At 64.6% G+C, this 22,329-nt stretch carries 16 protein-coding genes; 4 read left to right on the plus strand and 12 right to left on the minus strand.

The window, feature by feature from the left end:
- Positions 1–854 precede the first annotated feature (854 nt).
- From ACFFBG_RS12465 to ACFFBG_RS12485, 5 genes are read right to left on the minus strand one after another with little or no spacing between them, the layout of a single operon-like run.
- Positions 855–3,893, minus strand: coding sequence for a type I restriction endonuclease subunit R (locus ACFFBG_RS12465; protein ID WP_375479112.1), 3,039 nt, complete (start codon positions 3,891–3,893; stop codon positions 855–857).
- Positions 3,894–3,896: 3 nt separating this feature from the next.
- A complete protein-coding gene (locus ACFFBG_RS12470) occupies positions 3,897–5,087 on the minus strand; it encodes a hypothetical protein (protein ID WP_375479114.1) in 1,191 nt (396 codons plus the stop codon).
- Positions 5,080–6,579, minus strand: a complete 1,500-nt coding sequence (locus ACFFBG_RS12475) for an N-6 DNA methylase (protein WP_375479116.1) — start codon at positions 6,577–6,579, stop codon at positions 5,080–5,082. The genes ACFFBG_RS12470 and ACFFBG_RS12475 overlap by 8 nt, the downstream gene beginning before the upstream one ends.
- A gap of 27 nt (positions 6,580–6,606) precedes the next feature.
- On the minus strand, positions 6,607–7,122 hold the full coding sequence (locus tag ACFFBG_RS12480) for a type II toxin-antitoxin system death-on-curing family toxin (protein ID WP_375479118.1): 516 nt from the start codon (positions 7,120–7,122) through the stop codon (positions 6,607–6,609).
- On the minus strand, positions 7,122–7,325 hold the full coding sequence (locus ACFFBG_RS12485; protein ID WP_375479120.1) for a hypothetical protein: 204 nt from the start codon (positions 7,323–7,325) through the stop codon (positions 7,122–7,124). The genes ACFFBG_RS12480 and ACFFBG_RS12485 overlap by 1 nt, the downstream gene beginning before the upstream one ends.
- Before the next feature lie 405 nt (positions 7,326–7,730).
- Here ACFFBG_RS12485 and ACFFBG_RS12490 point away from each other — a divergent pair, with 405 nt between their 5' ends.
- From ACFFBG_RS12490 to ACFFBG_RS12505, 4 genes are all read left to right on the plus strand, one after another.
- Positions 7,731–8,339, plus strand: a complete 609-nt coding sequence (locus ACFFBG_RS12490; RefSeq protein WP_375479122.1) for a nuclease-related domain-containing protein — start codon at positions 7,731–7,733, stop codon at positions 8,337–8,339.
- 646 nt (positions 8,340–8,985) lie between these two features.
- Positions 8,986–12,591, plus strand: a complete 3,606-nt coding sequence (gene mobF / locus ACFFBG_RS12495; RefSeq protein ID WP_375479124.1) for a MobF family relaxase — start codon at positions 8,986–8,988, stop codon at positions 12,589–12,591.
- A 79-nt stretch (positions 12,592–12,670) separates the two neighbouring features.
- On the plus strand, positions 12,671–12,991 hold the full coding sequence (locus ACFFBG_RS12500; protein WP_375479126.1) for a helix-turn-helix domain-containing protein: 321 nt from the start codon (positions 12,671–12,673) through the stop codon (positions 12,989–12,991).
- Positions 12,992–13,050: 59 nt separating this feature from the next.
- Entirely contained in the window at positions 13,051–14,196 is a 1,146-nt protein-coding gene (locus tag ACFFBG_RS12505) for a tyrosine-type recombinase/integrase (protein ID WP_375479128.1), read from the plus strand.
- Between the two features lie 411 nt (positions 14,197–14,607).
- On the opposite strand, the gene ACFFBG_RS12510 is transcribed toward ACFFBG_RS12505, so the two are convergent.
- From ACFFBG_RS12510 to ACFFBG_RS12540, 7 genes are all read right to left on the minus strand, one after another.
- Positions 14,608–15,096 (minus strand): hypothetical protein, encoded by a 489-nt coding sequence (locus tag ACFFBG_RS12510; protein ID WP_375479130.1) that lies wholly within the window; start codon positions 15,094–15,096, stop codon positions 14,608–14,610.
- A 256-nt stretch (positions 15,097–15,352) separates the two neighbouring features.
- The gene (locus ACFFBG_RS12515; RefSeq protein WP_375479131.1) at positions 15,353–15,595 is read right to left on the minus strand and encodes a VOC family protein; all 243 of its coding nucleotides are present in this window, start codon (positions 15,593–15,595) and stop codon (positions 15,353–15,355) included.
- A gap of 220 nt (positions 15,596–15,815) precedes the next feature.
- Positions 15,816–17,834 carry a hypothetical protein gene (locus ACFFBG_RS12520; RefSeq protein WP_375479133.1) on the minus strand — a complete coding sequence of 673 codons (2,019 nt, stop codon included), beginning with the start codon at positions 17,832–17,834 and terminating at the stop codon, positions 15,816–15,818.
- Positions 17,827–18,690 carry a hypothetical protein gene (locus tag ACFFBG_RS12525; protein ID WP_375479135.1) on the minus strand — a complete coding sequence of 288 codons (864 nt, stop codon included), beginning with the start codon at positions 18,688–18,690 and terminating at the stop codon, positions 17,827–17,829. Before ACFFBG_RS12525 ends, ACFFBG_RS12520 begins: the two co-directional genes overlap by 8 nt.
- Positions 18,687–19,718 (minus strand): hypothetical protein, encoded by a 1,032-nt coding sequence (locus ACFFBG_RS12530; protein WP_375479137.1) that lies wholly within the window; start codon positions 19,716–19,718, stop codon positions 18,687–18,689. Before ACFFBG_RS12530 ends, ACFFBG_RS12525 begins: the two co-directional genes overlap by 4 nt.
- The gene (locus ACFFBG_RS12535; protein ID WP_375479139.1) at positions 19,715–20,755 is read right to left on the minus strand and encodes a GTPase-associated system all-helical protein GASH; all 1,041 of its coding nucleotides are present in this window, start codon (positions 20,753–20,755) and stop codon (positions 19,715–19,717) included. Before ACFFBG_RS12535 ends, ACFFBG_RS12530 begins: the two co-directional genes overlap by 4 nt.
- Complete coding sequence (locus tag ACFFBG_RS12540; RefSeq protein WP_375479141.1) at positions 20,748–22,070, minus strand: metallophosphoesterase; 1,323 nt, start codon at positions 22,068–22,070, stop codon at positions 20,748–20,750. The genes ACFFBG_RS12535 and ACFFBG_RS12540 overlap by 8 nt, the downstream gene beginning before the upstream one ends.
- Positions 22,071–22,329 lie beyond the last annotated feature (259 nt).

Raw genomic sequence — 22,329 nt, forward strand, 5'->3', positions numbered from 1 at the left:
GCTTGAACCCACAGCGCCGGCAGATGCGGAGATCAAGCATAGCACAGGCCGTTCGATTTGTACACCGGACGGACTGTCGAGGAACGCCCGCAATGTGACATCAGCCGTACCCGGCCAAGCGCTGGACAGATCAACAATAGCGCGCACGGAACCTCCGAAAACAAGAAATAAGGACTCCACCTTGATGGTGAAGTCCCTATTCTTAGCGACATAGAACCTTGTTGTACAGATTCAGGCCCTATTGCTCTTCTCGCGATAGCCAACTAACCAGCACGGCCGCGACAAGCGCATAGGCAAAAGCCTGTAGCGCAGCCGGATCGTACTGCGCCATAACAGCGCAGCTAGCAACTATCGCAACAAAGAGAAGCATCTTTAGGTCAGTGCTCATCTCTCGCTCCAAAGTCAAATGGACGACTTTGAGGTGGAGGGCGACTGGGACTACGAGGATGCTTGAGAGTCAGACTGTGAATTTGTGTGCGAATACGACGTAGCATCGGCGAAGGAGTGGGCAACCGCGTTCGCATTTGAGGCAGTATGAGCATGTGCCCTGCAGGGCACGCAGGAAATAGTAGCAGCGGAACCAGGCTAAATCAACTAGCAAGACCGTGCCCACGAGTCTGTACCCGCGCGACGGGGGCAGTGCGAACCACTGGCGACTCGCTCAACGTCGAGGCACAAGCACCGTGGGGGTGTACGCGCAACCGGCCACGAGTCAGTGAGCTCGAAAGTGCACAGCACCTACTTTCGATCAAAGTGTCGGTTGGGTCCGCCTCCAGCAACTACATCGAGACGCTGCGAGCCGCGCCTGAGGCGGAGCAGAAGCGTCTGCTTCGTGGGGACTGGGATTCGCGCGTTCAGTAGTTCTCACGAACGTACGCGTAAGTCTTGTCGAACAGAGGCCCTGTTGGCGGAAGACTAAAATCGTTCAGAGCAGTACGCAGCTCCCGGCGGACGGTCTTGTCTCCATCACTGTCCTCGTGCCAGCCGACGAAGGCCACCTCGACGACGATGCGGTCGATGGCGTGCACGATGTCAGGGATGATCTTGTGCAGGCCGGGCGGGGTGTTCTCCTCGACGATCTGGGTGAGGGCACCCGTCTTGGGGTCATACAGCTCGATGTCACCGGCCTCGGCAGCGCGGTCAGCGGCGACGACGTCGCGCGCGATCTGGAGTGCCTCCTCCAGGAACGCGAGGGACTCCTCGACGTTGGTGACGGCCTGCGCGCGGAGCTTCTCGATGCGCTCGGCGAGTGACTTGTAGACGGCCTCGTCGGTGCCTTCGACGCGGCGCTTCAGCCGGCCCTCGATGTTGTCGAGCACCTGCTCGTAGATGTCGCCGGGCTGCTTGTCGGTCTGTATGGGCATGTTGGCTAGGCGCAACTGCTCGGCGATGCGCTTGACCAGAGCGAGGCCGGCGGCGTCGAGGGTGACGCTGCGGCCGGGCTTGGGCCGGACCTGGACGTTGGACATGCTGGCGTGGATCAGTGCCTGGGTCTTGGCGCCGTACTTCTCCCAGAGGAACGCTTTGGAATGGTCGCGCGGCAGCGCTGACTGGTAGACCTTCGCCAGCCACAGGTAGGTGCTCTTGACGTTGGCGAGCAGGGGGTTCGGGTCGAGGAACTCCCAGATGGCCTGCAACGCAACGAAGGTCTGGACGAATTGCTCACGCGACGGGCTCCCGTCGGGGATGCGCTCGTGCGCCTCGGCGAGCGAGGCGAGGTTCGGGTCGGACTTGTCGATGCCGGCGAACAGCGCGTCGATAGTCGACAGGTCGGTGAAGAACCGGCCGACCAACTGGCTGATGTCGGCGATGTTCACCTGGTCCTTGGCGTCCTCGTCGGCCTGGCGCGGGCCGAGCAGCGCTTCGCCGATGGCCTTCGCCAGCCCGATGTAGTCGACGACGCGGCCGTAGTCCTTGCGTTGTCCGGTGCGGGGGTTCTTCCACGGCCGATTTGGTCGGGTGATCGTCTGGAAGAGGTTGGCGGCCTTCAGCGGCTTGTCCAGGTAGAGCACGCCCTCGATGGGGGCGTTAAAGCCGGTCATCCACTTCGCGGTGACGACGACGAAGGACAGCGGGTCGTCGACGTACTTGAAGCGACGCTTCAGCGCCTCCTCCTGCTCGTCGGTGAGCGCGTACTGCTGGTGGCCCTTCTCGCCGTGCTTGCCGGGGTAGACGTGCATGACCACGCCGACGGTGCGGTTCGAGCCGCGCCGGATCAGCTCGGCCTGGATCGCCTGCGAGTAGGCGACGACGAGGTCCTGGTTGTAGGCGACGACCTGCGCCTTCTGCCCGAGCGGCTCCACGTAAGTGAGGTAGTGCTCGACGATGTGCCGACAGACCTCCGAGATCCGCTCTGGGTTGGACAGCACCGTCTCGGCGTGCGACGCCTTGCCGGCGAGGAACTCCTTATCCTCCTCGCTCAGGCCTTCGACCTCGGCCATCTCATCGAACGCCTCGTCCAGCTCCTGCTTGTTCAGGCGGAACTCGACCGGGCTCGGCTCGACGATCACCGGCTTGGTGAAGCCATCGGCGATCGACTGCTCCGGGGTGTAGCGGGACATGATGAAGCCGGGGTCATCCGGGTCGCCGAAGAGCTTGAACGTGCTCCGCTTGCTGTCCTCGATGGCCGTGCCAGTGGCGCCGAAGAACCGAGCGTTGGGCACCGCCTCGCGCCACGCCTTGCCGAAGGTGCCCTCCTGCGAACGGTGGGCCTCGTCGACCAGCACGATGATATTCGACCGGTCGTTGAGGTGGCCGGCCTCGGCGAACTTATGCACCGTGGTGATCACGACGCCGCTGTCGCCCCGGCGCAGCAGCCGGTGGAGCTGCGCCTTGCTGTCGGGCGTCTCCACCCGAGGCATACCGGTGGTGTTGAACAGCTCCGCGGTCTGGCGCACAAGATCCTTGCGGTCGGCGATGACGATGATCGTCGGGTCGCCCGCGCCCGGGTCCCCGAGCAGGGCCGAGGAGGCGAAGGCCATCAGCTCGGTCTTGCCCGAGCCCTGGTGGTGCCAGATCAGACCGCCGGGCGCGCCGGCCAGCACCTTGTCGTGGATGATCAGCGCGGCCTCGTACTGCGGATAGCGGGGCAACAGCTTGAAGTCCGACTCCGAGGCGTCACGGGCGTGCCGGTACATGGCGAAGTCGTGCAGCATCCGGAGCACCGTCTCCGGCCGCAGCAGCAGCCGCGCCGCACGCTCCACCCGCGCCGGGCCGGTCAGCTTCGCGTCGTCCTCGGTGGAGCCCCACGGCGCCCACAGCTCCGACTCCGGGTCCGGCTCCGAGCGCACCGCCGCCATCCGCAGCGTCAGCCCCTCGGTAGCGACCACGAACAGGTTCGGGGCGAAGAACTGCGGGTACTCGACCTCGTAGGTCTCGTAGAGGTCCCGCGCGGCATCCAGCCACGACACCTTCGTGTTCACCGGCGTCTTCGTCTCCACCACGACCAGCGGAAAGCCGTTGACGTAGAAGACGATGTCGAAGCGGCGGGTGTTCGGGCCGCCCTTGACCGTCACCTCGTCGGCGACCACGAACCGGTTGCGCTCCGGATGCTCGAAGTCAATGAAGCGACGCGGCTCGTGCTTGCCGTCCACGGTCTTGAAAGCGTGGTGACCACGCAGCATCACCGTCACGGCCTCGTTCGCGGCAATCAGCCCGTCCTGAGCCTCCAGAGTCGCCCGCAGCATCTCAGCCATCACGACCTCGGCCGACTCTGCCTCGCCCGCCAACTCCGGGTTCAGCGCCAGCAGCGCCTCCCGAGCCCACACGTCGATCACGACATCGGTCAGCGACTCGTCCCGAGGCAGCTCGACACCGGGCAGGTACTCCCACCCGGCCTCCTCCGCCCACTCCACCAGCGACCGCTGGATCGTCGACGCCTCGGTGAACCCCACGGATCAGGCCGCCTTCACGAACTTGTCGACCGCGGCATCGACGGTGATCTCCTGCGACAGCAGCGCGGAAAGGAGGTCGGCACGAACGACACGGAGCGCGGCGAGTTCGGCGGCGAGAGCGTCGACCGCATGCACGGCCGACAGACACGAGGCGGCGAACTCTCGCTGCACCTCGATCGGCGGGAGCGGAAGCATCACCGTCGAGATCCCGCGCTTGTTGATCTTTCTCATGGAGGCACTCGTACCAGTAGCCGTCGCGGTTACGCGGCCACGCATCACAGGAGACGCGAGGGCCTGCTCCAGAAAGTCGGCGTCGACGCGGTCACTGTCGATTCGCAGGCGCCATACGAGGTCGGGCATGTATGTGCTCGCAGGTACGCCCCGGGCGCGAGCGCAATAGCCAACCCGATCAGGAGTATTCGACCTGGTCATCAGCAGGTCGCCCTCGTTGACAAGGCTTGAATGTGGCATCTCGACGTCGAGAGCTTTGGCCTCATCCGCGCGGAAGAGCCCGGGGCGCAGGGCGCTGATCTTCAGGATGCGCGGCTTTCCGACGCGCGGAGCTTCCCCCGAGGTCTGGACACTCTTCCCACTGTCGATCGCGAGCAGAACGTCTCCGAGCGGGACAGGTGCGAGGGTTGGCAGTTCATTGCGAAGGCGGTCAAGCGCCTCATCTGCGGTTCGCTGCTCGGTCTCCAGGGCCACGATCTGCGAGTCAACCGCCGACAGGACGCTCACGATGCGACGTTGCTCAATGAGTGAGGGAAGGGCGACGCGATAGCTGTTGAACGCAGGCTCATTCCACCTGTTGCGACTCGCCGTCGTGCCAGTGCTAACCCGCTCGATCCACGACCAGACCTCGGGACGCCCGAAGACGAAAGCGAGGTACTCGGGCATGAGGCGAGCCGGGTCGCAGTCGAACAGCGGGAACTCGTTCGACACGTACGAGCCGGCCAGCTCCTCCGTGACGAGCCCGAATGATCCCTTCCAGGCAAAGAGGCGGTTGTAGATGAACTGCCCAGGTCGGACACGGCAGATCGTTCCGGCCTTCGGCGTAACCGTCTCTCGGTGGAATGCGCCCTGCGCGTACCAGCGAACGCCGAGGAGCGGGTAGGTCGTGTCACGATCCACCCTGACGTAGTCGCGACTCTGTGAGGTCACCTCACCAAGGGCGACCAGCGGCCACTTACTCATCGCCGACCTCGATACCGGCTGCGGCGAGCACCTTGAACATGTGTTCCTCGGAGGTCGCTCGCGCAGCGCGAGCGGCTTGGTAGGCGGCCATCGCCGTAGGCAGGTCGGTGGCGGCAGCAGCAGCGCCTTTGACGTAGCGGCCGACGTTCAGGTCGAACCCGCTGGTCTTGATCTCGTCGAGCGGCACAAGGCGGATCTCGATGCCGCCCTCGCCGTCGGGGTCCGTGCCCGTGCGATACGCCGTCAGGATGTCGTCGATGTCGGCCGCGGTCATCGTGTTCTGGTTCTTGCCCTTGGCGAAGAGGGCAGAGGCGTCGATGAACAGGACGTGTTTGCGGCGGTCCTCGTCCTTCTCGGCGCGGAAGATCAGCAGGCAGGCCGGGATCGACGTCGAGTAGAAGAGGTTCGACGGCAGGCCGATGACGGCCTCCAGCCGGTCCTCCTCGACGAGGCACTGGCGAATCTTGCCTTCGACGCCGCCGCGAAACAGGACGCCGTGCGGCATGACCACACCGACCCGGCCGCCATTGTCCTTCATCGAAGTGATCATGTGCTGGACGAAGGCGTAGTCGCCGTTCTTGGCCGGCGGGACGCCACAGAAAGCACGCGGATCGGCCGGCCAGCGGTCGGCGCCCCAATTCTGGAGACTGAACGGCGGGTTCGCGATCACGACCTCGAAGGTCCGCAGCGACCCGTCAGGGTCGCGGAGCTTCGGGTCGCGCAGCGTGTCGCCGCGGGCGATCTCAAACCGCTTGATGTCGTGCAGGAACAGGTTCATCTTGGCGATCGAGGAGGTCGTGAGGTTGACCTCCTGGCCGTACAGGCTCAGGGTGCGTGGATCGCCGTCGTTCTGGCGGACCCAGTTGATCGTCTCGATCAGCATGCCGCCCGAACCGCAGGTCGGGTCGTAGACCGACTCGCCGGGCTGCGGGTCGAGGATGCCCGCGAGCAGGTGGGTCACGCCCCGCGGGGTGAAGAACTCACCGGCCTTCTTGCCGGACTCGTCGGCGAAGTTCTTCAGCAGGTACTCGTAGCCCTGGCCGAGCATGTCGTGGCCGACCGTGTCGGGGTTCAGCGTGATCTCGTTGAACGCCTTGATCAGGCCGAGCAGCGCCGACTGCGGCAGACGGTCCTCGTTGGCCCACACCGCGTCGCCGAAGATGCCGTTGAGCTGCTTGGGGTTGGCCTGCTCGATGCGGCCGAACGCCTTGGTGATCTTCGCGCCGAGCGTCGTCGAGGAATTGGTGACCTGCGCCCAGCGGGTACCGTCGGGCAGCTCGAACTGGTGGAAGTCGGCCTCGATCTCGTCGTCGAGCGCGTCGCCCCACTTCTCGGCCGCCTGGTTGTGCTCGTAGGCCCAGGTGTCGCTGATCCACTTCCAGAACAGCATCGGGAACACGTAGGTCTTGAAGTCGGCGGGGTCGACCGGACCGCGCAACGCATTAGCCGCGTTCCAGAGACTCTTCTCGAGGTCCTGCAGAACGATCGTCATCGGTTCTGATCTTTCACGATCAGGAGACTATGCGCAGGCGCACGTTCTGGCCCGGTCATGCGTGCCGTGCAAGAGGTGTGATCGCCTGGCTTTGCGTGTTGGTCGACTGAGGTGACACGTGTGAGGTGTGGTTCGGTGATGATCATGCTGCCGAGTCGCCGGGGAAATCGGGAACGTCGGCGTCGGTGGAGTGGTCTTCGAGCCAGCGGGCGATGGCGGTAGCTCGGCGTGGCCGGCGACCAGGTCGAGCATGAACGGCTCCCCCTCGTCCGCCGTCGTCTCGAGCCGCTGGCCGTTGATCGCCAGGAACACCTTCGTGGACAACCAGGCCAGCCGCTTGTTGCCGTCCACCAACGCCTGATTGTTGTCGATCGATTGGCAAAGCGCAGCGGCCTTGAGCCACATGGTGGAGTAGGCGTCCTCCCCGAAGACTGATGTCTCCGGCCGGGCGACGGCTGAGGCGAGCAGCCCCGGGTCGCGCACAACGAAGCCTGCCCGGTCGACCTGGCGCAGAATGTCCTCGAAGCTCAGGTAGCGGGTCACTACTGGGCGAGGCGATCGAGCAGCTCCGCGTCCTCAGTTGCGGCCTGGTCGAACAGCCCGTCCAGGACGGCGGCGCGGCGGTCGCCGTTGATCCGCGACTTTATCGCCAGCACCGCGACCTCGTGCATCGACCGGTGCTCGCGGGCGGCCTGCTCGCGCAACGCCTCGGTGTCTTCCGGGTTCAGCTTCACAACAAAGGCCATATCGAAACGATATCTCCGGCCTCCGGTCCTGGCGAACACTTTCCCCTCGTTCGATCTTGCGGCCACTCGGCGACTAAGCCACGATGTGAGGTCAACGTGAAGTTAGGCCGCGGGGGCCGATCTTGGAGCGCTACGTGTCCGTCGACCTCCCTGCCCCGTCCACGCTGAAATTCATGGCACTGCGCCGCCCCGGTGTGTGCAGCTGCGGTCAGACCCTCGCCGCCGGCGAGCGTGCCGCATGGGACAAGAGCAGGCGCGTGGTGCTGTGTCTGTCGTGCGCGGCCGGCGCACAAACGCTCCCTGCGACCGGGCAACCCGAGGTCGCGGTTCTTGAGCCGGCGCCGATCGATCTTGGCATGGCTGGCGGGTCGGCCCGCGCCGAGTTCGAACGCCGTCATCAGAAGCGTGAAGATCGAGTCCGCGAGGCGCACCCAAAGATCGGCGGACTGCTGCTCGCTCTTCGACGATCCACAGTCGACCCAGGCCTGGCGCAAGGGCGGCATCGGCGAGCAGCGGGTCGGCGAGCGGTTCTCCAAGCTGGGCGACACCGTCATCGCCCTGCACGATCGCTGCGTCCCACGCAGCCGGGCCAACATCGATCACATCGTCATCGGGCCGTCCGGCGTCTTCGTTGTCGACACCAAGCGCTACGCGGGCGCCAAGATCGCACTGCACCGATCCGGCGGGTTCCTCAGTCCCTACCGCGAACAGCTGATGGTCCGTGGCCGCGACCAGACCAAGATGGTCGAGGCAATGGAGTGGCAGTTGTCGGCCGTCCGGACCGCGTTGTCCGGTTCGCCATTCGCCGACGTGCCGATCAGAGCCGTGCTGTGCTTCGTCGACGGCGAGCTCCCCTTCTCCGGGAAGATTGACATCGGGGACGTCCGTGTCCGCGGTCCGAAGGGATGCGCGCGGCTAGTCGCCGACGACGGTCCGTTTAATGCTGCCGAGCGCGAGCAGATCGCGCGGTATCTGGCGGAGCGCCTGCCAGCCAAGAGGATGCCGACCACGTAGCACCACGGACCGAGTCGACGTGTGAAGCGGCTCGAGGACGTGTCAGGTCTGCCCTTACCGGCCCGTGGCGGCCGCCTGGCCGAGGAAACTTCCGAACCCCACCGACCGCCCGAAACGACTGGGCCAGAACGGCGTGTGAGGTATTGCCGGGACGTGTGAGGTCTCGCCGACCTCACACTGATCGCTACACGTCTGCGGACGCTGCTCGGCATGAACTTCGCATACGAGCTAAATGCTCAGCGCCTCAACCGACCGTGGACCGCGCACAGGTCGTGTCACCTTTGCTCACCGGCTGTGTCACCTCCCGCGGTTCGTCGTGTCACCCCTGCCTGGACACGTGTCACCTGTCCCGCCGCCGAGCCCGTCAAGTCCAGCTTCAAGATCATCTTCACGGACGCCCGGGAGGCAGGTGACGCCCGGAATTGCTGGGGTGACACGACCCGGACGTGCTTCTCAGCGTTCCTTGGGGTGACGAATAGTTGTACACGTCTGCGGATCGTCGTCCCCATGCCGAACGAGAGATTCCCAAAACTTTTTCGCAACCGGAGGTCCGGTCCGGGTCGAAAAAAGCGCCCTACCCGGGTGAGAGCAAATCTCACTCCCGGAGGCAGGCCATGACGTTCAAACGATCGGCGGCAGCGCAATGATGACGCTGCACAAGCTGAGCGCCGGCAACGGCTACACCTACCTGACGCGGCAGGTGGCCGCGAACGACGCCGGCGACACCGGCTACGCCAACCTCGGCGAGTACTACAGCGAGCGCGGCGAGTCGCCCGGGGTCTGGCTGGGTCGCGGGCTCGACGGTCTCGAGGTCGGGCCGAAGATCGGCGACCGGGTGCACGAGGCGCAGATGGTGGCGCTGTTCGGCCAGGGCCGGCACCCGAACGCCGACGCGATCGAGCAGGCGGCGTTCATTCATGGCACCCCGTCTCCGTCGACCGGGCTCGGCCGGCCGTTCGCGGTCCGGTCCGCAAGCAGCGAGTTCCGCCACGAGCTGGCCCGGCGCCTTGTTCAGTTCAACCGCGACCACGGTGAGCGGCCGGGCGCGGCAATTGCGGATGATGTCCGGGCCGGGTTGCGGACCGAGCTGGGTCGCGAGTGGTTCGTCCGTGATCACGGCCGCGAGCCGGCCGATGTGCGGGAGCTCACCGACTACGTCATCGGCGCCTCGCGACCCGGGGCGCAGTCGGTCGCTGGCTACGACCTGACGTTCTCCCCGGTCAAGAGCGTCTCGACGTTGTGGTCGCTCGCCGACCCCGAGCTGGCGCACGAGGTCGCCGCCGCGCACGACGCGGCAGTACGTGACGTCATCGCTTGGCTCGAGCGCGAGGCGGTTTACACCCGGGTCGGCGCGAACGGCGTGCAGCAGGTCGACGCGCGGGGCCTGCTCGCCGTCGCGTTCACGCACCGCGACTCCCGCGCCGGTGACCCCGACCTGCACACACACGTCGCGATCTCGAACAAGGTCCAGACGACCGGCGGTCGGTGGCTCGCGCTCGACGGTCGGCCGCTGCACCGGGCCGCGGTGGCGGCGTCCGAGCGGTACAACACCCGGCTCGAAGCAGGGCTGACCGCGCGGCTCGGTCTGCGGTTCGCCGACCGACCGGACGAGAGCGGCAAGCGTCCGGTGCGGGAGATCGTGGGCGTCGACCCGGCGCTGGCCCGGTTCTGGTCGAAGCGTCGCGCCGACATCACCGCACGGCAGCAGGTGCTCGCGGCGGAGTTCAGCCGCGCCCACGGTCGCGCACCGGACTTCGCCGAACAGACCAGGTTGTTCGGACGCGCGAACACTGACACCCGGCTGGGCAAGCACGCTCCGCGCTCTGAGGCCGAACAGCGCAACGCGTGGCGGGACGAGGCGTCGACGGTGCTCGGCGGCGATGAGTCGCTGGTGGCCATGCTCGCTCGCGTCAGGGCGCGGGTGACGCCAGCGCCGATCGAGACTGAGGCGACCATCGACGACCGGTGGGTCACCTGGACCGCTGCAGACGTCGTCCGGACGGTCGCCGACAGCGCGAGCACCTGGCGGGCCGGGGTAGTCCGGGCTGAGGTCGAGCGTCGGGTCCGGTACGCGAACGTCCCGCTCGCTCACCTGGACGTCGTGGTCGAGGCGACCCTGGCGCGAGCGTTGTCGCAGGAGCTATCAGTACGCCTCGGCGACCCGGATGAGCTGGCCGAGCCGGGCACGCTGCGCCGGCGCGACGGGTCGAGCGTGTTCGCCGTCGCCGGGGCGCAGCTCTTCACCTCGACGGCCGTGCTCGACGCGGAGGAACGCATCCTTCGCGCCGCCTCCCTACTCGATGGACGGTCGCTGGATGGGACGACGGTCGACGTGGCCCTGCTCGAGGCAGCCGCGAACGGCACGCGGCTCAACGAAGGGCAGGCCGCGCTGGTCCGTGATCTTGCGATGTCGGGCCGGCGGGTCCAGCTCGCCATCGCACCGGCCGGGTCGGGAAAGACGACCGCGCTCGGCGTGCTCGCGGCTGCGTGGACGGACGATGGAGGCACAGTGGTCGGGCTCGCTCCGACGGGCAGCGCCGCGGACAAGCTGCGCCGCGCGATCGGTAGGCCGACGGACACGATCGACAAGCTCCTCCACTCTCTCGACCACAACGCTCGTCCCGGGTGGGTCGACGCGATCGACGAGCGGACGCTGCTGATCGTCGACGAGGCCGGCGCCGCTGGCACGCCAGGACTGGATCGCGTCATCGCCTTCGCGCTCGAGCGCGGTGCGAGCGTCCGGCTCGTCGGTGACACCAAGCAGTTGGCGCACGTCGCGTCCGGCGGGGTGCTGCGGGACATTGCCGAGACGACCGGTGCGGCCAGCCTCGAGACGTTGGTGCGCTTCGCCGATCCGCTCGAAGGACGTGCGTCTTTGGCGCTTCGCGTCGGCGACCCCGTCGGGCTCGGCTACTACCTCGACCACGACCGCATCCATGCCGGCGACCACGGGTCGACGGTCGAGCAGGCCTACGCGGCATGGCGGGTCGATCGAGAGACCGGGCGGGACTCGATCCTGCTTGCCCGTACCAACCGGATCGTCCGCGAGCTGAATATCCGCGCCCAGGCCGACCGGCTCCTCAAGCAGGGCGCACCGGTCGAGCAGGCACGGCTGCATGACGGGACCACCGTGAGCGCCGGCGACACGATCGTCACCCGGCACAACGACCGGCGGCTGCCGATCACCGCGACCGACTGGGTGAAGAACGGCGACCGGTGGCACGTCGACAACGTAGGAGAAGACGGCGGCCTGCGGGTCACACATGCCGACACCCGCCGCTCGATCACCCTGCCGTCCCGCTACGTGCACCGCTACGTCGAGCTCGGTTACGCGACGACGATCCACCTCGCGCAGGGCAGCACCGCCGACACCTGCCACACCGTGCTCACCGGCGACGAGGATCGTGAGTCGCTGTACGTAGCGATGTCGCGCGGTCGGCTGGGCAACCACGTCTACCTCGATGTCAGCACGGCCGGCGACGGTCATGCGGCCATTACCCCCGAGGCCCTTCACCCGTCGACGAGCATCGAGCTGCTCGAGCGGGTCCTGGCTCGCGAGAGCGCCAAACGCTCGGCGACGACGCAACGCCGCCTCGACGAGAACCCCTCGACCCGGCTGCGGACGGCCTGTGCGCGGTACCGATCTACCGTCGAGTCGGCGCCCGCGCACTCGGAGGTCGGCGCTGCGCCGCTGCCGTGGCTGCCCGCACTGCCGATGACCGGCGATCCGACCTGGGACGAGTACCTGGCGCTCCGGTTCGCGCAGATTCTCGAGCGTGCGGACGCTGTCACCGACATGCTGCCGGACACGCGGTGGGCGGCGGCGCTGCAGCAGGAGGAACCGACACTTGCCGAGCAGGTCACTGTCTGGCGGGCCGCCCACAACGTCGGTGTGTCGGATTTCCGTCCGTGCGGAGCACTCGACCGCGATGACGCGGCTCATCAGCGTCAGCTCGAGGCGCACGTCAAGGCTGCCATCGGCCACCTGCTCGGTGAGTCGGACCGTTGGCGACAGCTGATTGAACGAGTCGCGCCCGGTCTCGCGGACGATCCGCACTGGCCGGTGTTGGCGCGAGCGTTTACGCGCGCCAACGCCGCCGGCTTCGACGTGGAAGGCCGGTTGCCTGAGTTGATCGCCGAGCGGCCGTTGCCGGAGACGTACGCCGGGCGGTCGCTGGACTACCGACTCGCCAACGTCTGTCCAGAGGCGTTCGAGCTGACGCGTCGCACGCCCAGGATCCGGCCCCCGTGACGACGACGCACCCGGCTCCCCCACCGAACTACGCACGCGCACTAGGCAACCCACCCATCTCACGAGGAGGACCACACCGATGAACCACGACGGCGACTACACCGACGAGCAGATGCTGCTCACGATTGTTCAAGCAGCCAAAATGCTCGGTATCGGACGCACCACCGTCTACCAGCTAATCAAGGACGGCGAGCTGCACCCCGTGCACGTCGCACGCGCGTGCCGCCTCTCGTGGGCCGAACTCGAGCGCTACGTGACCCGCCTCGACGCCGCGAACCAGCCCGACCTGCCGCCGGCCACCTCGAAGGCGACAAGGAGGTGGCGCCGCGTGACCGACGCCAGCGGGCGCGCCCTGTTCGCCGTCGACATCTCAGAGTCCGGCGGCGATTCCGCGGCGTAACGCCATTGTTCCTGTCAGAGGTAGGGCGGAGCATCGACAGGCAGCGGAGGGAGAACACCATGGCCGGACGAGGCGCCAACGGACGTTCCACGATCGTCAAGAACGCCGACGGACGATGGCACGGCTTCGTGTCGATGGGTTCCAAGGGCGACGGCCGCCGCGACCGCCGCCACGTGTCCGCGGCAACGCGAGCCGCCGTGGTCGCCAAGGTCAAGGAGCTCGAGATCAAACGTGACGCCGGCGTCGCAGCCGCATCCGGACGGTCGATGCTCGTTGAGGACTGGCTGACCTACTGGGCCGACAACATTGCCGCGATCCGGGTGCGGGAGCGCACGCTCGACACCTATCGCGCCCTGATCCGGATGCACGTGGTGCCCTACATCGGCAAGCGGCGTCTCGATCAGCTGCAGCCCGAGGACCTCGAGCAGACGTACAAGCAGCTTCTGGCGAAGGGCCTCTCCCCCGCCTCGGTGTTGCGGGTGCACCGCATGCTGCATCGGGCGCTCAAGATAGCGATGCAGCGCGAGCGGGTCGCCCGCAACGTGGCCACCCTGGTCGAGCCGCCGCGCCAGGAACGAGCGAAAACACCCGAGCCGCTTGATGTCGAAGAGTGCAAGCGTGTGCTCGCTGCCGCAGAGGGTCAGCGCAACGCCGCTCGTTGGACGGTCGCGCTGGCACTCGGGCTCCGTCAGTCCGAGGCGTTGGGTCTGCAGTGGAAGGACATCGACCTCGACGGTGCGCGGCTCTCGGTACGCCGCGGTCTCCACCGGGTTCCTGGTCAGGGGCTCGTCTTCACCGAGCCCAAGACCGACCGCAGCCGCCGCACCATTGCCGTGCCGGCGCCCTTGATCGAGGCCCTGCGCAGGCACCGCGTGGCGCAGGCGTCGGAACGGTTGGTCGCCGGTACGGATTGGGAGGACTGGGACATCGTTTTCGCCCAGCCAAACGGCCGCCCGCTGGACAAGCACTCCGACTACGAGGCCTGGGTCAAGCTGCTCCAGCGTGCCGGCGTACGCCACATCCGCCTGCACGACGGCCGCCACACGGCGGCGACACTGCTGCTCACCGCTGGCGTTCACCCGCGGGTGGTGATGGAGCTACTTGGCCACAGCCAGATGCGCACGACGACTGACATTTACAGCCACGTGATGCCTGCACTCGCCCAGGAAGCGGCCGATCGCATGGCCAAGACGCTCTGGACTTGATCGCGATACCCATCGTCACATACGTGGCGGCCGAGCGATCCCAATAATTAGGGCCTGACCGGAACAGTCAGCTGTCGAAATGTCGATGAGTCGGGTCCCGGTCAGGTTCGATCTGTCCGTCCGGCTGGACTTCGTAACACCACCGATCAGGCCCAGACCACTCGGTTGATGGCACGTGCTGGCTGTCCGGTGCCTGAACGATGCAATCCCGGTCAGCTCGATAGTGCCCACGCCCGGCTATGTCGGCACGCATCGGCGATAAGGTTCCTGGCGGCACGAGGCCGTCACGGACCTTCAGCTTGACGGGCGAGACATGCAGCCAGACGAGGTGGTCGGCGCCCGCGTGCCCATCGTCGCCGACGACGCGAGCGATTCCTCCCATCTAAGCCAGGATGTCTGCACTCCGAATGATCACCTCACCGCCGAGAGAACAAGTGCGACGAGACGATGGGTGTTCTCCAGCATCGGTGCGGCCATGCCGACGGTGAGCACAGACTGCGTCCGAGGGTGGGAATACAAGTTCCTCAGCTCCACGCCGCTTCGTGCGAGTTCGGCGATGTTCACCGGCAAGATTGCATCCTGCTCGGCCTGATTCACGAGCTTCCGTAGGGGACGTCCGTCAGGGTCGGGGTAGAGCGCGCGGAAGCTGGCTTCCATCGCTTGGAACCCGAGGAGGCACGCGACAGTCATGAACTCGTAGTCAAACCAGGAATGCGCGAACAAGCTTCGCGCCATACGGAGCAGGCGGGGCGGGCCGTCGAGTTCTGCCGACTGCGGCGGAACGATGTCTTCCCATTCCGCGGCCAGGTCTGCTAATCGCGCAAACGACATCATCTCGACACCGCCAGGCGTCATTCGCCCAACGATGTTCGCCCACCGGCGGTCGGGTATCGCGTCCACACGAAGATCCTCTCAGGTCGTGAGCTTTGGGCCCGGTGCCACCGAAGCCGATGCGGGCAGCCGGCAGCCGGCAGCGCAACTGAATCCGAACGCCGTCGATCTGCTCGTTCCGCGAGCGCTGGCCGGCGCGCCATATCCGTCGATAGGCGCGGTCGACTCCTGGGCTCGCCGGCGCGCAGATGAGTCGATTTGTTCTTCGCGCAGGCGAGATCGACAAACCGACTCTGCCGATGACAGCGCCACCGTTCGTCTCAGATCAGAGCAAACAGAATGAGTGCCCTGCTGGATCGGCGAACACCAGCCAGCCACGCTCGTCGTCGTGCAGCAGCGTTGCTCCCAAAGACAGGACAGCGTCTCGCGCCTGATCGCGGTCGGGCACGTCGATGTCGAGATGGGACTGTTTCGGACGTGCGGGGTCCGGCCAGTGGGGTCGCTTGAAGTTCTCCGCACGTTGGAATGCGTAGATCAACCCGCCGTCGACGTGCTCCGGTTGCCGCAAGCAGCTCTTCGCGGCCGATGAAGCGATAACAGAGCATTGTGGGTTCAGGCTCGCGCCGTCGGCACACCGGTCTGCACTGCTGCCCAATGTGCATTTCTGGCAGTGTCACCCGACTTTGCGGTCGAGCCGGCGAGTGTACAGAATCGTTGCCGGGCCAAGACGAATCGCATGTGGACGAAATAATTCAGGTTTGTGGCTCGCCACTCACCAGTGTCCACTTCTACGGCAGGAGCGACTCCGCTAGCTCTCGTAACCAGTGCTTCTTTTTCTTTTTCTTCTTGACTGATTCGACTTGGAACTCACTTTGCATCTCAGCGCGGTACTGCCCCGCTCCGCTGAACAGCTGCTCGAACTCGGGCCGCGGCCAGTTGTCTCGTCGGATCTCGCTAATCGCACCCCTTCTGAGGCGAAGGCATCGGTCCCACTCGGGCGCTGCAGGCAGCGCCGGAGAGAGCACAGTCCAAGCCTCCTCGTCGAAGCGGGAGCTCGCGAGCAGCGAGTGAAGCAGCGGGAAAACAAGACGCCAGCCACGTATGCGTATCTCGCGATTGCTGGTCGACGCCGACAGCAGCGCGACTGCAGCGGCCCGGTCACGAATGGCAGCCGACTCGTTTCCTAAACTACGCGTGAGGTTGAGCCACGCGTCTGGCCCGGCGTGCCGCCAGAGGCCAGCCGACAGCTCCGCACTCAGAAGGAGAAGTACCAGTTCATCCCGGGTTACTGGCGGGCGCGGCGGATTACCAATCGCTGCTGCGCCGACTCTCGGTAGCATGATCCTCAACATCGACGCTCTGTGCTCGATCGTCTTGCGGTCGGTCGCAGAATCGGCCGAGGCCAGCAGCAGGTCCCACCAGATGGTGGGTGTGGCGTTGCATAGGGTCAGCAACGGCTCGCTTCCGCCGCCGTCCGCGAGGGCGACTAACGTGCGCGTTCTCAGATCGACAGAGCCGCGTTCAAACAACTCGACAAGCAAGTCGGTGTCGAGCGTGGCCCAAATTGCCGTCTGCCCGAGTAGAGCTGGTCTTTGCGCTGCTAGCAGCAACCCTAGGTCGGGGTGCGCCAACGCCAGTCGACTTACAGCCTCGTCATCGGTATTGCGAGTTATCGCCCCTACTAGCGTTTGAGTAACGGAGGTCGGTAAGTGCTCCAAGTCAATGTCGTGCAAGACCGTCACCGCGGCGTTCGGCGTCGACTCGATAAGCGCTCCCAACCGATCTGCGACCTGCAATTCTTCATAATCGACAGAGCCACTTGCAGCGAAGAGCAAGCTGAGCTTCCCCGCGTCGTCGGCTGGCCAGCCGGGCGGCAGTTGCCAGGCAGATTCCCTATGGGCACGTTGAAAGAGCGACCGTTTCAACATGCGCATTTCAGTGGGTCGCGGGTACTCGCGAGCGATGAATTCCACCGCCTTGAGCGGTTCGGTATCTACAAGCTGTTGGTAAAGGCCAACAAGGTTCGGTAGCTCAGTTCGCCCGTGCTTGGTTTCGGTACCAAACACCCTTAGGAACTGGCGTAGGTCGCTAGGTTGAGGCGCGGAAAGGTCCTTCACCAGGGGCGGCATCCACGATTTGAGAGCTGCGCTCGTGGGCGAGTCTGCCATGCGGTTACGCTCGACTATCTCTAGGTCGAAGGGCTGTGAACCGTCTGAGGCGCGCTGTCTAGTTCGGAAGGCGAACTGGCGGCGGAGCCGAGGCCATTGCTGTTCATAAATCTCCAGGAGCAGCTGCTCTGTCGCGGCCGCGTCGGGGACAACCAGACTCGACCGCTCCTCAGTTCCGTAGATTGCCGCGAACACGTCGATGGCGAATCCCGAATTAACACTTATTGGCCCCGTGTCTCCACGGACAGCGAAGACGTGTCCGATGGGTAGCGGCAACCGGTAGGGAACCAAGTCGTGACTATTGCTGTTGTCGTGAACGGTCGGACGTTGGAAAGCTGCTAGTAGGCCGGAAAGCTGGTGTTGAGCCGCAAGGGTGACGAAATCGACCAACAGGACGTGCGACCACACGCTCCCCGGGCGTAGCCACGGTTCCGCGGCCCAAGTTCGAATGAAGGCTTGCGCTCGCAGCTCCGGGATCGGCAGCACGGTGAGATAGCTCGCGTCCCACCGTTCGACGCTAGTGTCGCTGGCGGCACGTAACAACCGGCCAGCGTCGGTCGGTATCGGCATGCTCGACGCCAACAGACGGTGACCTTTTGAGTATCCGTACAAAGCCTGCGCTATTTGACCCTTAGCCACGGATATTCAGCGCCCACAGGACTGGATCTCCGATTTCGCCGACTGTCCCATCCGCCCACACGAGACTTGCACGGTCGAGGGCATCCTGCGCGAGCAGGCTGGCGGTCAAATCTGGTCGATCGAAACGACCTCCCTGGGCGCTGACACCGAACGTTGTGAATTCGAGCCAGTCGCGGTTGACCTGCACGTACTGCGCTAGTAACGGGAGGTTGCTGGCGACCCACTCGTCAGGCGTCATAGGCTGCGGGACTAAATCAAATGCTGAGACTGCCAAGCACCCGCGAGCTGGACGTGGCCCCCGATCCTCGCGAAGAATCTGCAGCAGCTCGACGAGCTCTACCTGTGTCGGCGAGCGACCTGGCGGGTGGTCCTCACCGGTGAGGCTCGGCGCAGTCTCGCCGTGTGCAGCCGCATCCGCTGCGCCAGCCTCTTCAATTGTTGTTCCTGAGTCGAAATCGTTCTTGCAGTGCACGAAGATGACAACCGCCTCGGCGTTCCGGGCTCGTTCGTCGATTTCCGTTGGCATGTGCCGCTCAACGAGTGCGGCTTCCCACAATTCGCCGCTAGTATCTGGAATTTGCAGGATTGTCGATCTTTCCTCTGGTCCGACAAGTAGAGATAACGAGAGAGTCTTCTGCTCGTCGACCTCGGTACGCACCGCAGGTTCGCAACGTTGCAGGCGGGCGCTGATGCCGTTCAGGTATTCGCGATCGTCGCTGTATCGACCTAACTTTAGTCGGGCGGCACGATCCTCGACAATGGCGAGGTATAACAGGGCAAGGTAGGTTGTCTTGCCGGTGCTCGGCAAACCACTAAATAGGATCCCTGTGGGTTGTGCTTCGTTGAACGGCGTCATGACAGCACCTTGGGTAAGTTCCAGAACACGCGGTCCTTCGGTGCCGCGTCGAACTGCGGCTGGATGAACGGTTCGGGTGCAGGAAGCATCCTGTCGAACAGCTGCTCGAGACCTTGTGCTTGTCCTATGTCATCCGGGCGCGCCGCGACCAGAGTGGTGGACGTGTGTACGCCGCGTTCTTCGCCTCGCGTGCGTAGCTTGTGGAGCTGTTCCTTCACCCACTTGCTTGTTTCCTCGTCCAACAAGTCGCTCTTAGTGACGGCGAGTATCAGCCTGCACGGGCTTTGAATGCCACCTGGTTCAGTTAAACCGCCGAGGAGGAGCCGCGCTCGGCTCATGGCGTTCTGGCGTGTTGCCAGGTCGGACAACGTTCTACCGTCGATGACGAGAACACACAGGTCCGCGCGGGCTGCCAGAGGTATCTCTGCGTCCGCTCCTGCGCCGTCGATAACGTTTTCGAAGTATTCGCCCCGCACGTCCGAGATGAACAGATTTTGCACTCGGCCCTGTCTGAGCAGGCGCAGATGCAAGAGCCGCATGCCTTCTTCGCGGGTTGCTCGCGTGGTCGAACGTTCCCGACCAGACGACGCACGCGACGGTTGCTGAAAAACGTCGAAGGCTCGTAACGTTCGCGACCCGCCGAAGATGCAGTCCGCGAATGGTCCACGAAGAAACTGGGCATATATTTGAACTGCGAGTGTAGTTTTGCCGGATTCGAACTCGCCCGCTACGAGGATCACCCGTGAGGGGGCTGCCGAAGCCAGTTCTTCTGCCTCCGGGAGTGTGAGCGCCGCGTCGCCTCGGATATTGACCAGCGTCTGCGGGCGGCTCAGTACCGCATCGTCTTCGTCCTCGTTGACGCCGTCACCTCGGTCGAGGGACTGGTCGGCGCTGTCACCGGCCGACGCGTCTACGTTCATTTGTAAGTTCGGGCAGCCCAGCCCATTCTCAAAACCCTCCAGGCACTCGCCCTCGGTCGCGATAGGGCAATTATTCTGAAGGCATGAACGGGCGGGGGCGACGGTCACATTAACCTCAAGATCTCAATCTCTCGGAGAGCTTGCTCAGCGAGGTCAACAAGCGGTGCCTTCAGCTTATATGGGACCTCAAATTCGAGGTTGTTGACCGCTGCGTGGATGGCCTTGCGATCTTCAGGACCAACAACGTCGGCAACCGACCTGAAGGTACTCATCGGCAGAAGCGGATCTCGCGGGGCGCCCTGAGGCGGCAGCAGCTCTTGGGCGACCTCACCGAGAGCGTGTTCGTCATCCGCGTCTGCCCCGAGCGCGAATCCCAGCAGACTCTCGGTGCCCGACGGGGCAGGCTGGTACGCGAGCCGATCTGCGACCTGCTGCGCGGCGAGGGCAGCACGTCGTGGAGCAGGAACTGACTCCCACGGTTCGTCGTCTATGTTTGACGCTAGAACTGCCCGCGTCCACCACAGCAAATCCAGCTCCTCTTCGACTAGCTGGAGACGCGCCTCGAGCTGTTCGGCGAGCTTCTCGGTTCGGCGGGCGATGGCGTTGATCGCCGAATCTCGGGCGGACAGAATCGCGCGAACCTTGTCCCAGTTTTCCATGCTGGTGTCGAGCTTGGGCGCGCCGGCGATCGCGGCCCGCACTTCCTTCGGTGTGTCGGTGATCTTCAGTCGCTGACGGCGTCCCCGCCCGAGTCTGTGAAGCGTCTCGGCAGCCGCATCGCTCACCGCGGCGACCGCTGGGGTGTGGCCCAGAAAGCGCGCTGACTCGACCAAAAGCGCAACCAGCGCAGATTCGTCATCTTCAGCGAGTCGGACGATTACGGCCGCTGCCGCAAGGGCCGCACCGAGGCCTGGGGACTGGTCGTAAACGAAACTTGCATCTGCCTCTCGAACAACGGCAACGAAGGCCGGCTGTGCCGCGGCAGGCAGCTCCCAGTGTGCCGCGGCGACAAGTGCACTGGCTGGGTAGGTTGTCGTGGTGGCGAGCATTTCCACGCATGCACGGCGCGCCGAGAGCAAGCCGGGGTCAGGCACGAGCGCGAAGGGTCGCATCCAATCTGCAAGATCCGCTAAGCGATCAGCCACGATCGAGCTCCTGTTCGAGTTTTGATATGAGACCGCGCTCCCGAATTCTCGTCAGCAACAACGGGAAGAGTTGAACGGCGTCGAGTTGAAGGTCTTCATCTTCCAGAACTTGGAGGTTCCTGGCAATGTGGACGCGATCTGTCCATGACAGGCGCATGTACTCTGTCCCCAAGCGTCGTAGTTCGGTTGCTGTGCGCGGCACGGGGTCGCGCGAAGCAGGTGCGTGGCCAGAATCTGGCGTGTCAAGCGGGTTAGCCGACCTGGCCTGAACAACGTCGGTCGTTTGCGAGTCAGTATCCAAGGCGTCATCGGACGCTCGCTTCGGTGTCGCGTTCGCGGTCGATACCGTGAAAAGCGCGCGTCCGTCTTGATGCTCAACGAAGCAGGTGTTGTCTTCGTCCCAGACTCGAGGCTCGATGCAGACCGAGACAGTGTCCTGTCCCCGGCGTTCCAGAGTCAGCACGTTGTACGTCGGCACATATGCACCATGCTCGTCGTCTGCGCGGCGTTCAGGCCCAACGGCTCCGGCAAAGACTTCGACAACGCCGTCGCTCTGCTGCCGTGCGGCGAAGGCGTGCTCGTGTCCAAACAGCATGACATGCGAGCGGCGTAGGTACTGTTCGACGTTTGCCCAGTCCCGGATCCAGGATGGCGGGTGATGCATCATCGTGATGTTGAGCGTGTCGTTTTGCCGCGGTATTTGGCACTGATGTAGACCGAGTACAAGCTTCGAGCGCTCGTCTTTGTCGTCATCGTGCTGGTCGCTAATCAGTACAGAGTTGATACCTATGAGGTGGACGCGAAGGCCGTCACACTCAAGTGTGTCATCGTGCCAATGAGGTTCGTGGCTCGTGACCGAGCAGGTGTATTGTCCAGCGAATTCATTGTAGGCTTTAAGCGGCAGCGACAAGCTCTCAGCTGCGGGGTCTTGTGCTAGGCAACGGTTCAGCATGTCGTCAAGTAGGTTTAGCTCACAATCGCGAATCTTGCTCCGGAACTCTTGCAAGGTCACGCTGCTGCTGATGGTCGCACGGTGAACGTCGTGATTTCCCGGCACTGTCCATATCCGGCCCGTATCTAACCCTCCGCACGCGTTTCGCAAATCGCTCAGCCACGCGTCTGCGATTCGGTATTCCTCTGGAGAAGCCTGAAAGGCAATGTCACCGCCAACTACGATGCCGTCGATGTCTCCCGAGCACTTAACTATCTCGGCAACGTCTCGAAGCAGTTCGTTCCGTTGATCTTGGTTCAGATCCCACCCACCGTCGTAACCACGGAAATGAATGTCGCTGACGTGCACAAGCCGCAGTGGCACGGGCAGTTCCCTCGCTCGATTCTTGACACAACGCCCTATGCTAGGGACACCCGCGACATCTATCGAGGCGACCTCCCGTATGACCGGCAAAGCTTCGGTGTCCAACAGAGGGATCCGCGAAACCCGTGGCCCAAACACCCGTCGAGCGCTCGAGCTGCGCGTGGCGGCAACGGATGCGGGAACACGAGTGTTCATCACGTTGCGGACCGAGCCCGTCGAGGCGGTAGCCAGTCAACGCGAGGGCCGGCCGGCATTCGGA

The organism is uncultured Jatrophihabitans sp., assembly GCF_964251945.1.
GTDB lineage: Bacteria > Actinomycetota > Actinomycetes > Mycobacteriales > Jatrophihabitantaceae > Jatrophihabitans.

What these genes read in the sequence shown, in the direction of transcription:
- ACFFBG_RS12470 (WP_375479114.1), bottom strand. Translation starts at nt 5,087, where the DNA reads ATGAGTAAGTGGCCGCTGGTCGCCCTTGGTGAGGTGACCTCACAGAGT.
- ACFFBG_RS12475 (WP_375479116.1), bottom strand. Translation starts at nt 6,579, where the DNA reads ATGACGATCGTTCTGCAGGACCTCGAGAAGAGTCTCTGGAACGCGGCT.
- ACFFBG_RS12485 (WP_375479120.1), bottom strand. Translation starts at nt 7,325, where the DNA reads ATGGCCTTTGTTGTGAAGCTGAACCCGGAAGACACCGAGGCGTTGCGC.
- mobF (WP_375479124.1), top strand. Translation starts at nt 8,986, where the DNA reads ATGACGCTGCACAAGCTGAGCGCCGGCAACGGCTACACCTACCTGACG.
- ACFFBG_RS12500 (WP_375479126.1), top strand. Translation starts at nt 12,671, where the DNA reads ATGAACCACGACGGCGACTACACCGACGAGCAGATGCTGCTCACGATT.
- ACFFBG_RS12505 (WP_375479128.1), top strand. Translation starts at nt 13,051, where the DNA reads ATGGCCGGACGAGGCGCCAACGGACGTTCCACGATCGTCAAGAACGCC.
- ACFFBG_RS12525 (WP_375479135.1), bottom strand. Translation starts at nt 18,690, where the DNA reads ATGACGCCGTTCAACGAAGCACAACCCACAGGGATCCTATTTAGTGGT.